The organism is Pandoraea soli (assembly GCF_902459595.1).
GTDB classification, from domain to species: domain Bacteria; phylum Pseudomonadota; class Gammaproteobacteria; order Burkholderiales; family Burkholderiaceae; genus Pandoraea; species Pandoraea cepalis.
In genome coordinates this window covers 151902-169870 of sequence record NZ_CABPSG010000002.1, presented here as the reverse complement: position 1 = coordinate 169870, position 17969 = coordinate 151902, and the positions used below count along the sequence as shown (strand labels likewise).

Genomic DNA, 17969 nt, shown 5'->3' with positions numbered 1-17969 from the left:
CGATCGAGCAGTGCACACTACACGACCGCACGGCGCGAAGCAAGCCGCGGGAATTGGTCCGCGCAACGCTCATAAAGTTCACATCTTCCGGGCTTCATTTTGCATCGTGGCGTCGGCGCGAACGGTCTTCGCACACACCTCGGGTATCATCTATCGAAACTCCGATTTCCCGCAGTGCAACATAAAAACCACAATCCCTCCTGGAAGATTTGGTTTGCCAGCCGATGACACGCGCTTTCACATCTTTTTTCGGGGCAATCTGGTAGCATCCGCTGCCGTCCCTGCATGCGCGCAACGTCGCTGCCGCGCTGCATGTCGACGCCGAATCCTGTTATCCGTCCGACCCCTCATCCTCACGAGGTCTTGATGACGCGCGTAGCCCGTCCGTTCATCCCCGCCACTGCGCGACGCCTGCTGCCCAACCGCTGGGATTTCATTGCGTTCCCGATCATCATCGGTTTCCTGATGGTCAGCTCGTCGGGCATTCGTCAAACGTTGGCCCCGCTGGCCAACCTGCAGACCGAGGTCATCTCGCTCGATCCGGCCAACCTGCCCGAGTATGCCTTGCGCACCACGCTGCGCATGCTCGCGGCGATGGTCGCGTCGCTCGTCTTCACGCTCGTCTACGGCACGCTCGCCGCCAAGAGTCGCCGGGCCGAGAAGCTGCTCGTGCCGATGCTCGACATCCTCCAGTCGGTGCCGGTGCTGGGCTACATTTCGTTTACGGTCACCTTCTTTCTCGCCCTGTTCCCGGGACGCGTGCTCGGCGCCGAATGCGCCGCCATCTTCGCGATCTTCACGAGCCAGGCGTGGAACATGACGTTTTCGTTCTATCAGTCGATGCGCACCCAGCCGCGCGACCTGTCGGAAGTGGCAGTGAATCTGCGCCTCTCGCCGTGGCAGCGGTTCTGGAAACTCGACGTACCGTACTCGATGCCGGGCCTCATCTGGAACATGATGATGAGCATGTCGGGCGGCTGGTTCTTCGTGGTGGCGTCTGAGGCGATCACCGTGGGCGACAAGACGGTCACGCTGCCAGGCATCGGCGCGTATCTCGCCACGGCCATCGTGCAGCGCGATCTGCACGCCGTGGGCTGGGTGATTCTGGCGATGGTCGTCGTCATCGTGATCTACGACCAGTTCCTGTTTCGGCCGATGGTCGCCTGGTCCGACAAATTCCGTCTGGAAGACACCGTCTCGCAGGCAGCGCCCGAGTCGTGGGTGCTCAACCTGATTCAACGCACACGAGCGATTCAGTTCCTGCTCCGCCCGTTCGGCAAGCTGCTGCGCACGCTCGCGCGTGCACGCATGCCGCTCTCGCTGCCCGCCGCGATGCACTCCGAATCGAAAACCCCGCTCTCGCGCGTGATCGACTGGCTGTGGGCCGCGCTGCTGGTGGTGCTGGGCGTGGTCGCCGCCTGGAAGATCTACGCCTTCGTGACGGCCGAAGTCGGCGTCTCCGAAGTGCTGCGCGTGTTCGGCCTGGGTCTGGTCACGTTGGTTCGCGTGGTGGTGCTCATTGGCATCGCCTCAGTAGTGTGGGTGCCGCTGGGCGTGTTGATCGGGCTACGCCCGAAGCTTGCCGAACGCATCCAGCCGGTTGCCCAGTTCCTCGCCGCGTTCCCGGCCAACCTGTTGTTCCCGGTCTTCGTGGTGGCCATCGTCCATTTCCACGCCAATCCGGACATTTGGCTCTCGCCGCTCATCGTGCTGGGCACGCAGTGGTACATCCTGTTCAACGTCATCGCCGGTGCGACGGCGTTTCCCAATGACTTCAAGGAAGCCGCCACCAACTTCCGCATTCGCGGCTGGCAGTGGTGGCGTCAGATCATGCTGCCGGGTATCTTCCCCTACTACGTGACGGGCGCGATCACGGCGTCGGGCGGTGCGTGGAACGCGTCGATCGTCTCGGAATACGTGCAGTGGGGCAATGACAAGGTTGCCGCGCATGGTTTGGGTGCCTATATCGCGCAAATGACGGAAGCGGGCGACTATCCGCGCATTTTGCTGGGCATCGCCGTGATGGCGCTGTTCGTCGTACTGTTCAACCGCTTGCTGTGGCGTCCGATGTACGCCATCGCTGAAAACAAGCTTCGCCTGAATTAAAGGGACCGTGATGCCGAACGATACCCAACTGATTGCCGGAAAAGAGATCTTCTCGCTCGCCAACGTCGGCCGAGGCTTCCGCAAGGGCAGCGACGAGCGGCAAGTGCTCGACGGTGTGAATCTGCAACTGCACGAAGGCGAAATCGTCGGCCTGCTCGGCCGCTCGGGCTCGGGCAAGTCGACGCTGCTGCGTATCATCGCCGGCCTGATTCAGCCGAGCGCGGGCGACATCCGTTATCTCGGCCAACCACTCGAAGGGCCGCCCGAAGGGGTGGCGATGGTGTTCCAGACTTTCGCGCTGTTTCCGTGGCTGACCGTGCTGCAAAACGTGGAAGCCGGACTGGAAGCGCTTGGCGTCGAGCCGAAGGAACGTCGCCGCCGTGCCCTCGCCGCCATCGATCTGATCGGTCTGGACGGCTTCGAGAACGCCTATCCGCGCGAACTCTCGGGCGGCATGCGCCAGCGGGTGGGCTTCGCGCGCGCGCTCGTGGTCAATCCCACGCTGCTGCTCATGGACGAGCCGTTTTCCGCGCTCGACGTGCTCACCGCTGAGACGCTGCGTACCGACTTGCTTGACCTGTGGAGCCAGCGGCAGTTGCCGATCAAGTCGATCCTGATCGTCACGCACAATATTGAAGAAGCCGTGTTCATGTGCGACCGGATTCTGGTGCTGTCGTCGAATCCCGGGCGCGTGGTCGCCGAGATCAAGGTACCGTTCCCACATCGACGTAACCGCCTCGACCCGGCCTTCCGCAAGATGGTCGACGACATTTATGCGCTGATGACGTCGCGTCGCAACGCGCACACCACGCAGAAGATGACGCTGGAGTTGTCGAGCCCGCTGCACGAAGTGTCGACCAACCTGATGGCCGGTCTGCTCGAAGCGCTGGCCGGCCCGCCCTACAACGGCCGCGCCGACTTGCCCGAAATCGCACAGACGCTGCTGCTCGAGGTCGACGACCTCTTCCCCGTGGCCGAGATCCTCGACCATTTGGGCTTCGCTGAACTCAAGGAGGGCGACATCCTGCTGACCGTCGCCGGCAAACGTTTCGTGGACGTGAGCACGCAGGAACGCAAGGTGCTGTTCGCCGAGCATCTGCTGCGTCACGTGCCGCTCGCCGCGAAGATTCGCGCCGTGCTGCAGGAGCGCCGCGGGCAACGCGCCCCGCGCGTGCGTTTCGAGCAGGAGCTGGAAGATTCGATGTCGGACGATCTCGCGCAGGAAACGCTCGATACCGCCATCAACTGGGGACGTTACGCCGAGATCTTCTCGTACAACGACCACACGGAGACGTTCAGTCTGGAAGACGTGGAAGGCGCGACCTGATCATCGTCCGCCGACGTCCAGCCCGGAATCCCACGCCGCGCGACTCGATTGAGCGCGCGGCGTTGTGATTTTTAGAAGGCGTAGCCCGCACCGACCATCCAGGTCTGGTTGATCGTCTTCGAATCGGGCTCGTAGGCATTCGTGCCCGGCGCGACCTGCGTGACGCTCGAGCGCCCATATTGGAAACGAGACCACTCGTAGCTGGCGTTCACATGAAAGTTGCGCGCGATCGCATAGTCGAGCCCCAAGCCAGCCACGACGACCGGCTTGTTGCCGAGGCTGAACGAGTTCTGCGAGCCCGCCAGCGTCATCGAGGCGCCTACCATCGCGCCCGCACGAACGTCCGCGGTCGCCACGAGCTTCGGTGTGACTTCAAGCTGCCCCATGAGGCCGCCTCCGATCACATGATGGCGATAGCGCTCGTAGAAGCCGTTCGGGTCGCGACTGCTGTCGCGAATCCAGTCCCGGTAGCTGTAGCTCAGATACGGAATCACCTGCGCATGCCAGGTACCGAGTTGGAATGGGATCGCCTTGCCGGCCTTGAGCGTGACGTCCGTCGCGGTCGAACGCGTGCTCATCTGATAGTTCGGCTGGACAACGCGGCCCGTTAGATCTTGCAGATAACCGCCGTAATCGACGTTGCCGTGCGAGACACGCACCGAGCCAGCGAAATAGAGGTTGGACACGCCGAACAGGTCTCGCTGGGTCGATGCCCCCAGCGCGAACGCGGCGATCGTCCCCCGTTCGGAATCGCTCTTGCCGGGCCCGATATTTTCCCAGTAATGCAATTGCTGGGCACCTGCGTCGACCCAGACCTGATTGTTGGCACGCAGCATGGCTTCCTGCGCAGAGACGTTGGCCGCGCACACGCTGGCGACAATGAAGACGAACGCGGCGCGCTTGATGGCGGTTCCGCGATGGCCGCAAGCGATGGTGCGGCGGATGTCAGGCGTCATGGCACGTCCCTCCCAGGCGTGTTCTCTAAGACGACTCGAAAATGGCCATCGGCGTGGCCACCGTTTTTCGGCATTGTTTCAGCGCGTGAGGTGGCATGCAAGCGGAGAAATGTGGATTCTTCAGATCCTTAGCAAATCGAGATTCGCGTGGTTCGAGTGATCGAAGTGGGAAACCTCAGCCGCATGGCCGCGACGATTGACAGATGCGCAAACATCCGGGAATTGCGCTCGGCCAAAACCGTCATTGCTGAGGCGCATCGATCGATGCGACCGTGTCAAAAAGGCCACACGTATCGGTATAGATACTGATTCGCGGTCGTTTTTGTGCGGTCGCATAATGAACACGGAACCTGCTGGTCATGCACCGGGGGGCGCAGTGACGCGCAGTCATGCAGGTTCTTTCCGCGGCGAAGACCGTGCATCAGACCCGAGAAGACGCAATATGAGCTATTACCATTCGAAAGAAGCCGTCCGCGGGCGGGCGATCAGCTTGACCCCCGCGTACCGCTGGCGCCGACGCGCCTTTGCTGTGACCTGTGCGGTCATCGCCGCACTGGCGTACTACGCGGTGCACCACCCGAAGTAAGGCTCACGGCAATCCCTGCGCGCAACGCAACAAGGCGCGTACGACTCGATATCGCACGCGCCTTGCTCGACTTGTCCCAATTCCCCTGGCAATAACCGGCTTGCCTTTCGGCGCCATCACCTCGTCGTCAGCACCGTCGTCGTCTCTCCATTCCCGATCAAGCCGCGTTTCCCAAGGCCGGCGCATGCCAGTCGAGCGGCACGTTGGCGAGCATGTCGTCGACCATCGCGTCCAGACCGAACGCGGGCTGCCAGTCCCAATCGTAGCGGGCATGCGTATCGTCAAGCGTATGCGGCCAGGTCTCGGCAATTGCCTGACGGAAGTCCGGCGCGTATGTCACCGTGAAGCCCGGCACACGACGTGCAATTGCCGCGGCCAGCGTGGCCGGGTCGAAGCTCACCCCCGCCACGTTGTACGAGGAACGCACGCGCAGGCGCGAGGCGTCGGCATTCATCAACGCCAGCGTGGCACGCACCGCATCGGGCATGTGGATCATCGGCAGCGTCGCGTCGTCCTTCAGGAAACAGGTGTACGTCTCGCCGCGGCGCGCCGCCTGGAAGATCTCGATGGCGTAATCGGTCGTGCCACCGCCCGGGGGCGTCTTGTAGCTGATGACGCCGGGATAGCGCAGGCTGCGCACGTCCACGCCGAACTTCGTGAAGTAGTACTCGCACAGCCGCTCGCCCGCCTGCTTGCTGATGCCGTACATCGTGGTCGGATCCATGATGGCGAGCTGCGGCGTCTCGACGGCCGGCGTATGCGGACCGAACGCGGCAATCGACGATGGCCAGAACACGCGCAGTCCCTGGCGTTCGCGCGCCAGTTCGAGCACATTGAGCAAGCCGTTCATGTTGAGTGTCCAGGCCTGGAGCGGCCGGGTCTCGCCCGTTGCGGAGAGCAGCGCCGCCAAATGGAAGATCTGGGTAATGCCGAAGCGCTCGACCAGCGCGGCCAGTCGTGCGGCATCGAGCACGTCGAGCGTCTCGTAATGCACCGCATGACGTGACGGCCCGGGTGCGATGTCCGTGGCGATGACGTTCTCGTTGCCATACTGCGCGGCCAGCGCATCGACGAGTTCGCTGCCGATCTGCCCATTGGCGCCGATGATGAGGATGCGTTCCATGTTCAACCTTGCTTGAGAATGCCAAGTTCGTTGCCGGCCTGGGCGAATGCCGCCAGCGCCCGGTTCAGTTGATCGCGCGTGTGGGCCGCCGAGAGTTGCACGCGCACGCGTGCCTGTCCGTGCGGCACCACCGGATAGAAGAAGCCGGTGGCGATCACGCCCAGCTCATAGAGCCGCTGCGCGAAACGCTGTGCGAGCGTGGCGTCGAAGAGCATGACCGGCACGATCGGGTGCGTGCCGGGCTTGATGGTGAAGCCCAGCGCTGCCACTTCGCGGCGGAAGAATGCGGTGTTCTCATGCAATTGCTCGCGTCGCGCCGATGAGTGTTCGAGTTCGTCGAACACAGCGAGCGACGTGCCAACAATCGCTGGCGCCAGGCTGTTCGAAAACAGGTACGGGCGCGAGCGCTGACGCAGGGTCTCGATCACCTCGCGTCGCCCGGCCGTGAAGCCCCCCATCGCGCCGCCGAGCGCCTTGCCCAGCGTGCCGGTGATGATGTCGATCTTGCCGAGCACTCCGTGATGCTCATGCGTGCCGCGCCCCGTCGGCCCCATGAACCCGGTCGCGTGACACTCGTCGATCATGATGAGCGCGCCGTATTGCTCGGCCAGCGCCACGATGCGATCGAGCTGGGCAATCGTGCCGTCCATCGAAAACACACCGTCGGTCACGATGATGCGATGCCGCGCCCCCATCGCCGACTGCAACTGGCGCTCCAGGTCGTCCATGTCGTTGTGGGCATAGCGCAGACGCTGCGCTTTGCAAAGACGCACGCCGTCGATGATCGAGGCGTGGTTGAGGGCGTCGGAGATGATCGCGTCCTGCTCGTCGAACAGCGGTTCGAAGACGCCGCCATTGGCGTCGAACGCTGCGGCGTACAGGATGGCGTCTTCCGTGCCGAGGTACGCGGCGATGCGAGCCTCAAGGGCCTTGTGCGGACCTTGCGTGCCGCAGATGAAGCGCACCGACGACAAGCCGAATCCAAAGTCTTCCAGCGCTTGCTGCGCGGCCTTGACGAGCGTTTCACTGCCCGAAAGGCCGAGGTAGTTGTTGGCGCACAGGTTGATACGGGCCTGCCCGTCGTCGCACATGACCTCCGGCCCCTGCCGCGACATCAGCACGCGTTCCTGCTTGAAAAGGCCCTGCCGGCGCGTGTCTGCGAGTCGTTCGGTCAGTTGACGGTAGAAGCCTTCGCGGGCTTCCGGGGTTTGTGCGGTCATCGTGCGCCTCTCCTTGGTGCGGTCGTCGGCGCCGTTATGCAGCGCCGTCGTGGGAATCCAGCGGCATCGGTGGATACCGGCCGGTCGCGAAGGGCAGTCAGGCATCGAGCGCTTGCTCTGCTACCATGCAGCCATTCACCTTATCGGAAACTATACTTTATATTGAACTAGTTTCAATATATTGGAAAATTCTAATATCCCGGAATGCATATGGCAAGTACTCCCGCAGCATCGACGATGTCACCGGTGGCCCCGCCGCCGGTCGGCGACATGATTCAGCAACTGCGCAAAGAGCGCGGCATGACGCTGGAGACGCTTTCGCGCGCGTCCGGCGTCTCCAAGTCGATGCTCTCGCAGATCGAGCGCGACAAGGCCAATCCGACCATCGCCGTGGCGTGGCGGCTGGCCAACGCGTTGGGCGTGCGCCTTGACCAATTGCTGGGTGCCCCGGCGGGCGACCCCGAGCCGGTACGCGTGATCGGCAAGCATGAAATTCCGACATTGGCGGGCGCGGAGCACGCGTATCAGCTCAAGATCCTCGGGCCGATGGAGCTGGCGGGCAAATACGAGTGGTATGAATTGACGCTGCAACCCGGCGCCGCACTCGTCTCCGAGCCGCACGATCCGGGCACGCGCGAACACTTCACCGTGTTCGACGGCCAGGTCGACATCGAAGTCGAACACTGCTCGCGACGCGCCAAGCCGGGCGAGACCGCGCGCTATCCCGCCGATCGCGCCCACGCGATTCGCAACGTCGGCAAATCCGTCGCACGTGGCCTGCTCGTGGTGATCCACGGATAAGTGGCGGGCCGCCACGGCAACAGCGGCCTGAAGGCACTCAGGCGGCCGCCAGCGCGCCCGTCATCCCGGCGTCGATGATCTGACGCGCCACCGTCGGCAAAATACGTAGCGGCGGCGAACCGGGTCCGAAGGTTTGACTCGCCGCATAAGCGCCTTCGAGAATCAGCGAGAGCGCGTCGACCAACGGCGCCGGCTCCCGCAGACCCGCGGCCGTGACGAGTTCGGTGAAGCGCCGCACCATTTCCGCCTTGTAATTCACCACCGACTGGCGCGCGGGATGCGCCGGGTCGGGGAATTCGGCGGCCACATTCACGAACGGGCACCCGCGATAACCGGGCCGACTCGCCCGCTCGGAGAGATCCACAAAGATTTGCAGCAATTGTGCGCGCGGCTCGCCGCGCCGTTTTGCAATGCTTTCGTCGATACGCGCCAGACTCGCCGTTTGCATGTGATCGAGATACGCCAGAATCAGCTCGTCCTTCGACGCGAACTGGCGATAGAGGCACATCTTGTTGACGCCGGCACGTTTGACGACCGCGTCCACGCCCACGGCGCGCACCCCTTCCGTGTGGAAGAGTTCCACGGCAGCGTTAAGCAGATACTGCTGCGCGACGGACGCCGGCGTCACATGCCGCTCGGTCTTGCCCGAGCGAGTCGCGGTTCGGCTGCGGCGCGCAGGGACAACCGCGCCTTCGCGCTTGGCCGCCTTCGTGGCCTTCGCTACAGCGGTCGACTCCCCCCCTGATTTCGCCGGGTCCGGCGTCCCGGGCACATCGGGCATGACAGGCGCTGTCGATTTGGCCATGATCCGGCGCTCCCTTAAGGCGATGGTTCGCGTTGCCGGGCAGCGCCCGGACGTCGCAAACGAATACTTGACATGTTACCGATCGGTTCATAACATGGCAACCTAATGTTACCGATCTGTCACAACCACACGAGTGAACGTAGACAGCGCGGTTCCCGCAAACGTTCCCGGATTGGCTGACGAGACCGATCCCCTGCAAGGATTTCCGCCATGAAGGCAGCCATCGCAAGGCGCATCAACGGTCACTTCCACTACGGCTGGATCGTCGTCGGTGTGATATTCCTGGTTCTGCTCGCGTCGGCAGGCATTCGCGCGACGCCCAGCGTGATGATGGTGCCGCTCGAGCACGACTTCGGCTGGAGCCGCGCCACCATCTCGCTGGCAATTTCGGTGAATCTGGCGCTATACGGGTTGACTGGCCCGTTCGCCGCCGCTGCAATGCAGCGTTTCGGCATTCGCCCGACGGTCATGGTGGCGTTGCTGCTGCTCGCCTCGGGCACGGCCCTGTCGTCCCTGATGACCGCTCCCTGGCAGATGGTGCTGATCTGGGGCGTAATGGTCGGCGGCGGCACGGGTGTGGCGGCCATTACGCTGGCAGCCACCGTGGCGAACCGCTGGTTCCACACGCATCGCGGTCTGGCGATGGGCATCCTGACGGCCAGCTCGGCCACCGGTCAGATGGTCTTTCTGCCGATGATGGCCGCGATCATCGAGCGTCACGGCTGGCGACCCGTGGTGCTGATCGTGGCGATCGTGGCTGCGCTGGTGCTGCCGCTCGTGGCCTTCCTCCTGCCGGAGCGTCCGGGGTCGGTTGGCCTGCGCCCGGTCGGCGCCCCTGAAGACGCGCCGGATATCCCGCTCGCGCAAGGCAATCCGCTGACCCACGCGTTGTCGGTACTGCGCGTGGCGGCCGGCAAGCGCGACTTCTGGCTCTTGTTCTTCAGCTTCTTCATCTGCGGCGCGAGCACCAACGGCTACATCGGCACCCACTTCATCGCGATGTGCAGCGATTACGGGCTCTCCGAAGTCAAGGGGGCTGGCATTCTCGCGGCGATGGGCATGCTCGATCTCGTGGGCACCACGCTTTCGGGCTGGCTCTCCGATCGCTACAACAGTCGCGTGTTGCTGTTTTGGTATTACGGGTTGCGCGGGCTGTCGCTGATTTACCTGCCGTATGCGTTCGGCTTCGATTTCTTTGGCCTGCCGCTCTTTGCGCTGTTCTACGGCCTGGACTGGATCGCGACCGTGCCGCCGACCGTGCGCCTGACGACCGATGTGTTCGGCAAAACCGCGGCCCCCATCGTGTTCGGCTGGATCGTCGCGGGGCACCAGCTCGGTGCAGCAACGGCCGCCCTGGTCGCCGGCTCGCTGCGCGCCACGCTCGGCAACTACACAATGGCATCGATGCTCTCGGGCGGCGTGTGCATCATCGGCGCGTTCATGGTGCTGCGCATTAACCGGCGCGCACCGAGTCAGCCCGTCCCGGCCGGCGCGTAATGTCTGCCATCGGGTCGCCGTGATGCCTCGCACCGGCACACGCATGGCCAAGCGTCGCGGCGCGTTTTTGCATCGACAGGCGTCGCCTTTGGTGACGTCGGCGAGATTTCAGCAATTGCCGTAACCTATTCAAGTTTTGTGCAGGACAGCATCCCCCCATTTTCACAGGACCCTGAACAATGACGGACTCGCAACACCCTCAACTCACCGCGCTCGACACCGACCTCTTCTCGCCGTACCGGCTGGGTCCGCTCGAACTGCGCAACCGTATCGTGATGGCACCGCTTACGCGCAGCCGCACCGGCGCCGACGACGCGCCGGGCCCGATGAACGCCGAGTACTATGTGCAACGCGCATCGGCCGGACTCATCATCAGCGAAGCGACCAACATCTCGCAGCAAGGCAAGGGCTACGCCTTCACGCCGGGCATCTACACCGAAGCGCAAATCGCCGGCTGGAAAGGGGTGACGGACGCGCTCCACGCCAAGGGCGGAAAGATCTTCTGCCAGCTCTGGCACGTCGGCCGTATCTCGCACGCGTCGCTGCAGCCTGGCGGTGCGCTGCCGGTCGCGCCTTCGGCGATTCAACCGGCGGGCAAGGCCTTCACCGAACACGGTTTCGAGCCGCACCCGACGCCGCGCGCGCTGGAAACCGCCGAGATCCCGGGCATCGTCGAGCAGTATCGTCATGCGGCCGAGTGCGCGAAGCGTGCCGGTTTCGATGGCGTGGAAATCCACGCGGCGAACGGCTATCTGCTCGATCAGTTCATGCGCGACAAGACAAACCACCGCACCGATCAATACGGCGGCAGCATCGAGAATCGCGTGCGTCTGACCCTGGAAGTCACGCAGGCCGTCGTCGATGTGTGGGGCGCCGATCGCGTCGGCATCCGCCTCTCGCCGGTCAGCCCGGCGAACGATTGCGGCGACAGCCATCCGGAGCCGGTATTCACGTACGCGGTTGAACAGCTCAACCGTTTCGGCCTGGTGTATCTGCACGTCGTCGAAGGCGCCACGGGCGGTCCGCGTGAGGTCGAAAACGGCTTCGATCTGCAGAAGCTTCGTCAACGCTTCACGGGCACGTTCATGGCCAACAACGGTTACGACCTCGCGCTGGCGATCGAGGCGCGCAAGGAGAACCGCGCTGATCTTATCGCGTTCGGCAAACCGTTCATCGCCAATCCGGATCTGGTGGAGCGCCTGCAGCGCGGCGGCCCGTTCAACGACCTGGATCGCGCCACGCTTTACGGCGGCGACGCGCACGGCTATCTCGACTATCCGACGCTTGACGAATCGGCGGCATAACGCGTCCTAACGCGGCGTAACGCTCCGTAACGACCCGTAACGCTCTCGCGTCGGATCGTTGCGCTGCTTCAGAAAGGGCTCCTGCGGGAGCCCTTTCTGTCAGGCGAGTGCAATATCAATCGCGTCGTGCTTCGTGCGTCGTGCGAGTCGTCCGAGAAGAATCGCGACACATGGCCGCGTCTTCCTGATCTCACACCCAATGGCGGGGTCCAGTGAAACGACCCACACTTCGCCTCGTTTCACCACGCCCACTCCTCGTCATCGAAGTCGTTGCCGAAACTCCACAACTGCCGTTCCTCGTCGCTGTCCATGTCGCCCAGTTCAATCGGCGGCATTTCGCTCTGTTCACTCCCCACACAACCCAGTTCGTCTCGTTCATCCATATCCCACTCCGACGTCATTCCCCCGACACTGCGTGGTTATGCCGCCCGCTGTCCTTGCCAACGCACGAGATCGGCGCCTGCCGGATTCTGGTACATGCGCAAGCCGAACTCGGGCAGGATCGCGAGCAGATGATCGAAGACATCGCCCTGCACGCGTTCGTACTCAGCCCACACCGTGGTGTTGGTGAAGCAATACAGTTCGACCGGGATGCCCGTGGCCGACGGCTCGAGCGAGCGCACCATGCACGTCATGCCCTCGTGAATGTTCGGATGCGCCTTCAGATACGCCAGCGCATACGCGCGGAAGGTGCCGATGTTCGTCAGCCGCCGGGTGTTGGCCGGTACCGCCGCGGCAATCCCCAGCGCGCCCAGCGCCGCATTCGCATCGGCCAACGAACGCTGCTTATCCGTCAGATACGACCCGAGCAGATGCAGCCGTGACAGGCGCGCAATCTCCGCCTCATCGAGAAAGCCGACGCTACCCGCATCGACACACAGCGTGCGCTTGATGCGGCGTCCGCCCGACTGCTGCATGCCGCGCCAATTGCGGAAGCTCTCGGCAATCAATCGCCAGGTCGGGATCGTGGTGATCGTCTTGTCCCAGTTCTGCACCTTCACGGTATGCAGGGCGATATCGACCACGTCGCCGTCGGCGCCCACTTGCGGCATTTCGATCCAGTCACCCACGCGCAGCATGTCGTTCGACGTGAGTTGCACACTGGCGACGAACGACATGATCGTGTCCTTGAACACCAACAACAGCACCGCCGACATCGCCCCAAGACCTGAGAGCAGCAGCCACGGCGAGCGGTCGATGATCGTCGCCACGATCGCGATCGCTGCGACCACGTATAGCGCGATCTTGCCTAACTGCACGTATCCCTTGATCGAGCGCGTGCGCGCGTGCTCCGAGAGCGCGTAGACCGTTTGTGCGGCGTCGAGAATGCCCGCGATGGCCAGCGTGGCGTAGAGCAGCGTCATCGCAAGCGCGACGTTGCCGACGATCATGAGCGCTTTCGCCGGCAGATCCGGCACCCACGCGATGCCGAACTGAATCACGAGGTACGGCAAGATCCGCGCCACGCGGTGAAAAACGCGATGCGCGAGCAAGGCGTCGTCCCAGCGATTCGCCGTGCGCTGTACGACCATGCGCACCACGCGAACGATCAGGCGCTGCGCCACCGCCTGCGCCAGCAGCGCCACCGCGAACAGTATCGCCAACGCACCGGCCAATCGTGCCCACGGCGCGTTGTCGAGCCACGCCATCATTGCTTCCCACGTCATCCTGCAACTCCTTGCCTGCTGATTGTCCCGAGCGTTGCGCCGCGCAGGTGAATACAAAAAAATGACGGCCAGACATCGGGCCGTCATTCGTTGACTTGCCGGGCGAATGTCAGTGACGCTCACCCGTCGACGACCGCGCAAGCCATCGTCTCGAATCGGGCGCCAGATTACACCGTCGCACCGAAGGGAACACTCGCGATCACATGCGGCGCGCCCGGCGGCGGCGGCACGGTGATCGTCCCGCCCCCGTTGCCGCGCGACTTGCCTGAACTCAGATAATCCGCGATGGAATCCTGCGTGACCTCGCCGAGGTACTGGTTGTCGTCGCCTAGCACCGGCAACGACGCCAGGTTGTGCTCATACATGCGTGAGAGCAGCACCCGGAGGTTGTCGCCCGCCACCGCCGACGCCTTGAACTCGCGCACCCGCTCACCGCACGCCCCGAGCGCATGACGCGTGTCGCGACGCGCAATGTAACCCAACGCGCGCGCATTCTCGTCGACGACAACCAACGAGCGCGTGTCGAGTTCGTCCATCATGCCGTAAGCCTCGGCCAGCGTTGTCTGCGGCTTGACGGTCGGCTGCGGCGTGGCCGCGTCTTCTGCGCGCACCAGCAACAGACGCTTGAGAATTCGGTCATGTCCCACGAAGCTCGCCACGAACTCGTCGACCGGACGCGCCAGCAACGCATCGGGTTGCGCGCACTGCACCAGGCGCCCCTGACGGAAGATCGCGATGCGGTCCGCGAGCTTGATCGCCTCGTCGATATCGTGGCTGACCATGATGACGGTCTTGCCCAGTTGACGCTGCATCTGCAGGAACTCGTTCTGGATCGATTCGCGGTTGATCGGATCGACCGCGCCGAACGGTTCGTCCATCAGCAACACGGGCGGATCGGCGGCCAGCGCGCGAATCACACCGATGCGCTGTTGCTGACCGCCCGACAACTCGCGAGGGTAACGCGACAAATAGCGCTTCGGATCGAGCGCCACCATCGCCATCAGCTCGGTCGCGCGGGCACGGCAACGTGTCTTGTCCCAGCCGAGCAAACGCGGCACGACGGTGATGTTCTCCTCGATGGTCATATTGGGGAACAGGCCGATCTGCTGAATCACATAGCCGATGTGGCGTCGAAGTTCGATTTCGTTGATGTTGCCCGTGTCTTCGCCGTTGAGCAGAACGCGCCCGGACGTCGGCTTGATGAGTCGGTTGATCATCTTGAGCGTGGTCGTCTTGCCGCACCCCGACGGGCCGAGGAAGACGCAGATCTCGCCCGGCGGCACGTCAAGGCTGACCGAATTCACGGCGGTCATGGGCGTGCCGTCCTTCTGGACGAAGTGCTTGGTGAGATTGTCGAGTGTAATCATACGGTTCGGATTCCTTTGGGTGTCAGCACGCGCTGCAGGCGGTGCAACAGGGTGTCGGCGACGATGGCGAGCACACTCACCATGACCGCACCCGCGATGAGCTGCCGGGTATCGCTCTGACTGATCCCCTGGGTGATCAACACCCCGAGACCGCCGGCCCCGACGATGGCGCCAATGGCCATCACGCCAATATTCATGACGACGGCCGTGCGCACGCCGCCCAGCACCACCGGCACGGCCAGCGGCAATTCGACCAGGCGCAGGCGCTGCCAGAACGTCATGCCGATGCCGATGCCCGCTTCGCGAATGCTTGGGTCGATCTGCTGCAACGCGAGGCTCGTGTTACGCATGATCGGCAGCAACGAATACAGGAACACGGCGGCAACGGCCGGCGCTGGCCCGATCCCCATGCCGTAGACCGACAGCACCGGGATCATCAGGCCAAACAGCGCAATCGACGGAATGGTGAGCACGACGGTGGCCAGGCCGAGCACGGCGCCCGACAGCCAGCGAAAACGCGTGACCAGCACACCCAGGGGTACGCCAACCACGATGGCCGCCCCTACCGACGCGGCCACCAGCCACGCATGCTGACCGGTGAGGATCAGGATGCGGTGCCAGTTATAGGTAAGAAATTCAATCATGGGACTCCTCGGTCAGTCACTTTCAGGAGCAGCAACGGGCGATCGCCGTTACTGCACCAGTCCTTCCTGCTTGAGGAAGTCGCTCGCCACACGCGACACGGCACGATGATCGATGTCGACCATCGCATTCATGTCGCGCATGTTCTCGTTGTTGATTTTCGCGGACAGCGCGTTGAGTTCGTCGGCGAGCTTGGGATGAGCGTCGAGCACCGCCTGACGCACCACGGGTGTGGCCGCGTACGCCGGGAAGAAGCCCTTGTCGTCGGCCAGCACCTTCAGATCGAACCCCTTGTTGCGTCCGTCGCTCGTGTAGACGAGGCCGGCGTCGATCTGCGCGTTCTTGAGTGCCGTATAAACGAGGCCCGGATCCATCTGCTTGATGTTGCGTCGCGCGAGATGGAAGTCGTAGAGCTTCTCCATCGGCCCAAGCCCGTCCGAGCGGCCGACGAACTCGAAATCGAAGGCGAACTGCATCTTCGGGTTGGCTCGGAATCTGTCCACGAGTTGCGAAACCGTCTCGATGCCGGCTTCGCGCGCGATATTGCCGGGCACGGCAAACGCGTACGTGTTGTTGAGCGCAGAAGGATTGAGCCAGACGAGACCGATCTTGCCGTCGAGTTCCTTCACGCGCGCATAGGTCTGCTCCGGATCGAGCTTCTCGGTGACCTTGTTGTAGACGATCAGTGAGGTACCGGTGTACTCCCAAACGATATCGAGCTGATCGCTCTCCATGCCCTGACGCATGACGACACTGCCCAGACCGTTCTTGAGGTCGACGTCGTACCCCAGGCTGCGCAGATACTGCGTCGTCATTTCCGAGAGGATCAACTGTTCGGTGAAGTTCTTGCCGCCGACCGTGAGGGTCTCGGCATGCGCGGTGCCGCTCACGGCGCCCGCGACGATCACACCAAGCGCCAGACAGGCCACGCCGAGTCGTCGTATCCAGCGCGGCGTCATGCCCTTGCGTGGACGAGAAAATGAAACTTGCATAAGTATGGGTCTCCTTTGCCTTAGCGAGCAGGGGCGCCGTGACGCGCGAACCAAAGGCCGCTGGCGAAGGCGACGATGCCGTCGAGCACGAGCGCGAGCAGTGCGGTCCCGCCGGCGCCGAGCAGCAGCTTCGTCGGGTCGTTCAGATAGATGCCCGGGAAGATCAGTTGCCCCAGACTGTCCGCGCCGATCAGGAATGCGAGCGGCGCGGTGCCGACGTTGATCGCAAGGGCGGTGCGAATGCCGCCGACGATGACCGGCATGGCGCTCGGCAGGTCGACACGGAACAGCACTTGCGCGGGCGTCATGCCCATGCCGCGCGCCGATTCCCGCAAGGCGGGCGGCACCTGCCGCAGGCCTTCGTACGCATTTCTCACGATGGGAAGCAGCGAGGCGAGCCAAAGCGCGAGAATGGCGGGCCGATCGCCGATACCCAGCACGGCCATCGACAGCGCCAGCACGGCGAGCGAGGGCAGCGTATTGCCGATATTGAAGATCTGCACGGCGCGCTCGGCATGCTTTTCGAACTTCGGGCGCGAGATCAGCATGCCGGCAGGCACGCCGACCACGATCGCCATCGTCATCGAGATCGCCACGAGCTTGAGGTGTTGCTGGGTGTAATAGACCAGATCGCCCCGGTATTTGACGAGCGCATCGACACCCAGCCAATACAGCAGACCGGAGACTGCGGCGGCAACGCCGAGCAGTCCGAAACCGGCCAAATAGAAAATGCGGTACTGCTTCGCCACGTTCATGCTCCCTTTGAATGGGTTGGCAGCGCTGGCGCGAGGCAATAGCAATCGCCCCGCGTGACAACGCGGTCAAACAAGCATGACAACTGTTAGCTGCCTTGCGAATTGTGAAGTGTTCGCTCCGAAGGTCTGTGGAAGACAACGGTGACGAACCAGGCGTCGCGAAATGCGACATGAGAGACAAGCTTTCGACGCCATGAGCGCCTGGGCCTCTCGGTGCACGCTTATTGAAAGCGCGCGAATGTTCTACGGCATGAACTCATTGTGTGATGGAACGGAATGTCGGCGCAACGAGGAACACCGACAACCCTTTGACTTCTGTTTCTATGGGCCAATCGCGGCGATTGGCTTTTTTTATTCTAGTACAGATAGTGCGTCGCTGCCAAGCCGCAGCCCACCTTACGGGAGGAATCCCATGGATTTCGATGCAATTTCCGCTCACACCCCTCCGCACGAATCGGACTCCAAATCAATTGCGTGCGCTTCAATCCACCGTCATCACTGGCGTTGCGGGAATTCTCCCGCGCGCGCCCCGAAATTCGCCAACGCCAAGTTCCGCAGAGCGGATCGGTGTGCCGCTCCGATTTATTTTCCCGACGACGGCATCGCGTGTTCGCGTGCCCGAAAACAATGCGCGAGCCGCCCAAAATCCGCGCTTCCGCGAGGGTCCAACGGGAATGCAACGCCCGCCATTCGAAACGGATGCCAACCCGAAGAAACTCGTGTATTCTCCGATGTTTATCTTAGTTTTCAACTATTTAGCGAAAAATCGGGGAAACGGGACGGTCACGTGAGGCAACGATCTTGCGGCCAGTCTCGGGCGC

The 17969-nt window shown here is 63.0% G+C and carries 17 protein-coding genes; 6 read left to right on the top strand and 11 right to left on the bottom strand.

Annotated features, from left to right (window positions below; translation table 11 throughout):
* The first annotated feature begins 366 nt into the window (after positions 1 to 366).
* Complete coding sequence (locus PSO31014_RS04725; protein ID WP_150550565.1) at positions 367 to 2106, top strand: ABC transporter permease; 1740 nt, start codon at positions 367 to 369, stop codon at positions 2104 to 2106.
* Between the two features lie 10 nt (positions 2107 to 2116).
* Positions 2117 to 3433 carry an ABC transporter ATP-binding protein gene (locus PSO31014_RS04720; RefSeq protein ID WP_150550564.1) on the top strand — a complete coding sequence of 439 codons (1317 nt, stop codon included), beginning with the start codon at positions 2117 to 2119 and terminating at the stop codon, positions 3431 to 3433.
* 71 nt (positions 3434 to 3504) lie between these two features.
* Here the strand turns inward: PSO31014_RS04720 and PSO31014_RS04715 are convergent, their stop codons facing one another.
* A complete protein-coding gene (locus PSO31014_RS04715) occupies positions 3505 to 4389 on the bottom strand; it encodes an outer membrane protein (protein WP_150550563.1) in 885 nt (294 codons plus the stop codon).
* Between the two features lie 442 nt (positions 4390 to 4831).
* Here PSO31014_RS04715 and PSO31014_RS22340 point away from each other — a divergent pair, with 442 nt between their 5' ends.
* Positions 4832 to 4975, top strand: coding sequence for a hypothetical protein (locus tag PSO31014_RS22340; protein WP_017232894.1), 144 nt, complete (start codon positions 4832 to 4834; stop codon positions 4973 to 4975).
* A 157-nt stretch (positions 4976 to 5132) separates the two neighbouring features.
* Here PSO31014_RS22340 and PSO31014_RS04710 read toward each other — a convergent pair whose 3' ends face one another.
* Together PSO31014_RS04710 and kbl are read right to left on the bottom strand one after the other, a co-directional pair.
* Positions 5133 to 6098 (bottom strand): NAD-dependent epimerase/dehydratase family protein, encoded by a 966-nt coding sequence (locus PSO31014_RS04710; protein WP_174976395.1) that lies wholly within the window; start codon positions 6096 to 6098, stop codon positions 5133 to 5135.
* A 2-nt stretch (positions 6099 to 6100) separates the two neighbouring features.
* Complete coding sequence (kbl, locus tag PSO31014_RS04705; RefSeq protein WP_150550561.1) at positions 6101 to 7318, bottom strand: glycine C-acetyltransferase; 1218 nt, start codon at positions 7316 to 7318, stop codon at positions 6101 to 6103.
* Positions 7319 to 7522: 204 nt separating this feature from the next.
* On the opposite strand from kbl, the gene PSO31014_RS04700 reads away from it, so the two are divergent.
* Positions 7523 to 8119 (top strand): helix-turn-helix domain-containing protein, encoded by a 597-nt coding sequence (locus tag PSO31014_RS04700; protein ID WP_246176230.1) that lies wholly within the window; start codon positions 7523 to 7525, stop codon positions 8117 to 8119.
* Positions 8120 to 8156: 37 nt separating this feature from the next.
* On the opposite strand, the gene PSO31014_RS04695 is transcribed toward PSO31014_RS04700, so the two are convergent.
* Positions 8157 to 8924 carry a TetR/AcrR family transcriptional regulator gene (locus PSO31014_RS04695; RefSeq protein ID WP_150550560.1) on the bottom strand — a complete coding sequence of 256 codons (768 nt, stop codon included), beginning with the start codon at positions 8922 to 8924 and terminating at the stop codon, positions 8157 to 8159.
* Positions 8925 to 9134: 210 nt separating this feature from the next.
* On the opposite strand from PSO31014_RS04695, the gene PSO31014_RS04690 reads away from it, so the two are divergent.
* Both PSO31014_RS04690 and PSO31014_RS04685 read left to right on the top strand, forming a co-directional pair.
* Positions 9135 to 10421, top strand: coding sequence for an MFS transporter (locus tag PSO31014_RS04690; RefSeq protein ID WP_150550559.1), 1287 nt, complete (start codon positions 9135 to 9137; stop codon positions 10419 to 10421).
* Positions 10422 to 10600: 179 nt separating this feature from the next.
* Positions 10601 to 11725, top strand: coding sequence for an alkene reductase (locus PSO31014_RS04685; protein WP_150550558.1), 1125 nt, complete (start codon positions 10601 to 10603; stop codon positions 11723 to 11725).
* Between the two features lie 99 nt (positions 11726 to 11824).
* Here PSO31014_RS04685 and PSO31014_RS04680 read toward each other — a convergent pair whose 3' ends face one another.
* The 7 genes from PSO31014_RS04680 to PSO31014_RS04655 form a co-directional block, all read right to left on the bottom strand.
* Positions 11825 to 11953 (bottom strand): type II toxin-antitoxin system PemK/MazF family toxin, encoded by a 129-nt coding sequence (locus PSO31014_RS04680; RefSeq protein WP_246176362.1) that lies wholly within the window; start codon positions 11951 to 11953, stop codon positions 11825 to 11827.
* 11 nt (positions 11954 to 11964) lie between these two features.
* A complete protein-coding gene (locus PSO31014_RS22335) occupies positions 11965 to 12108 on the bottom strand; it encodes a hypothetical protein (RefSeq protein WP_174976394.1) in 144 nt (47 codons plus the stop codon).
* A gap of 36 nt (positions 12109 to 12144) precedes the next feature.
* The gene (locus tag PSO31014_RS04675) at positions 12145 to 13392 is read right to left on the bottom strand and encodes a mechanosensitive ion channel family protein (protein ID WP_150550556.1); all 1248 of its coding nucleotides are present in this window, start codon (positions 13390 to 13392) and stop codon (positions 12145 to 12147) included.
* Between the two features lie 167 nt (positions 13393 to 13559).
* Positions 13560 to 14759 (bottom strand): osmoprotectant ABC transporter ATP-binding protein OsmV, encoded by a 1200-nt coding sequence (locus PSO31014_RS04670; RefSeq protein ID WP_150550555.1) that lies wholly within the window; start codon positions 14757 to 14759, stop codon positions 13560 to 13562.
* Complete coding sequence (locus PSO31014_RS04665; RefSeq protein ID WP_150550554.1) at positions 14756 to 15403, bottom strand: ABC transporter permease; 648 nt, start codon at positions 15401 to 15403, stop codon at positions 14756 to 14758. Before PSO31014_RS04665 ends, PSO31014_RS04670 begins: the two co-directional genes overlap by 4 nt.
* Before the next feature lie 48 nt (positions 15404 to 15451).
* Entirely contained in the window at positions 15452 to 16393 is a 942-nt protein-coding gene (locus tag PSO31014_RS04660; protein ID WP_246176229.1) for a glycine betaine ABC transporter substrate-binding protein, read from the bottom strand.
* A gap of 20 nt (positions 16394 to 16413) precedes the next feature.
* On the bottom strand, positions 16414 to 17148 hold the full coding sequence (locus PSO31014_RS04655; RefSeq protein ID WP_174976393.1) for an ABC transporter permease: 735 nt from the start codon (positions 17146 to 17148) through the stop codon (positions 16414 to 16416).
* Positions 17149 to 17969: the final 821 nt, after the last annotated feature.

Coding starts and splice junctions, on each gene's coding strand:
- PSO31014_RS04690 (WP_150550559.1), top strand. CDS start 9,135: ATGAAGGCAGCCATCGCAAGGCGCATCAACGGTCACTTCCACTACGGC.
- PSO31014_RS04685 (WP_150550558.1), top strand. CDS start 10,601: ATGACGGACTCGCAACACCCTCAACTCACCGCGCTCGACACCGACCTC.
- kbl (WP_150550561.1), bottom strand. CDS start 7,318: ATGACCGCACAAACCCCGGAAGCCCGCGAAGGCTTCTACCGTCAACTG.
- PSO31014_RS04655 (WP_174976393.1), bottom strand. CDS start 17,148: ATGAACGTGGCGAAGCAGTACCGCATTTTCTATTTGGCCGGTTTCGGA.
- PSO31014_RS04660 (WP_246176229.1), bottom strand. CDS start 16,393: ATGCAAGTTTCATTTTCTCGTCCACGCAAGGGCATGACGCCGCGCTGG.
- PSO31014_RS04720 (WP_150550564.1), top strand. CDS start 2,117: ATGCCGAACGATACCCAACTGATTGCCGGAAAAGAGATCTTCTCGCTC.
- PSO31014_RS04725 (WP_150550565.1), top strand. CDS start 367: ATGACGCGCGTAGCCCGTCCGTTCATCCCCGCCACTGCGCGACGCCTG.
- PSO31014_RS22340 (WP_017232894.1), top strand. CDS start 4,832: ATGAGCTATTACCATTCGAAAGAAGCCGTCCGCGGGCGGGCGATCAGC.
- PSO31014_RS04695 (WP_150550560.1), bottom strand. CDS start 8,924: ATGGCCAAATCGACAGCGCCTGTCATGCCCGATGTGCCCGGGACGCCG.
- PSO31014_RS04670 (WP_150550555.1), bottom strand. CDS start 14,759: ATGATTACACTCGACAATCTCACCAAGCACTTCGTCCAGAAGGACGGC.
- PSO31014_RS04675 (WP_150550556.1), bottom strand. CDS start 13,392: ATGACGTGGGAAGCAATGATGGCGTGGCTCGACAACGCGCCGTGGGCA.
- PSO31014_RS04715 (WP_150550563.1), bottom strand. CDS start 4,389: ATGACGCCTGACATCCGCCGCACCATCGCTTGCGGCCATCGCGGAACC.
- PSO31014_RS04665 (WP_150550554.1), bottom strand. CDS start 15,403: ATGATTGAATTTCTTACCTATAACTGGCACCGCATCCTGATCCTCACC.
- PSO31014_RS04710 (WP_174976395.1), bottom strand. CDS start 6,098: ATGGAACGCATCCTCATCATCGGCGCCAATGGGCAGATCGGCAGCGAA.
- PSO31014_RS22335 (WP_174976394.1), bottom strand. CDS start 12,108: ATGGATGAACGAGACGAACTGGGTTGTGTGGGGAGTGAACAGAGCGAA.
- PSO31014_RS04700 (WP_246176230.1), top strand. CDS start 7,523: ATGCATATGGCAAGTACTCCCGCAGCATCGACGATGTCACCGGTGGCC.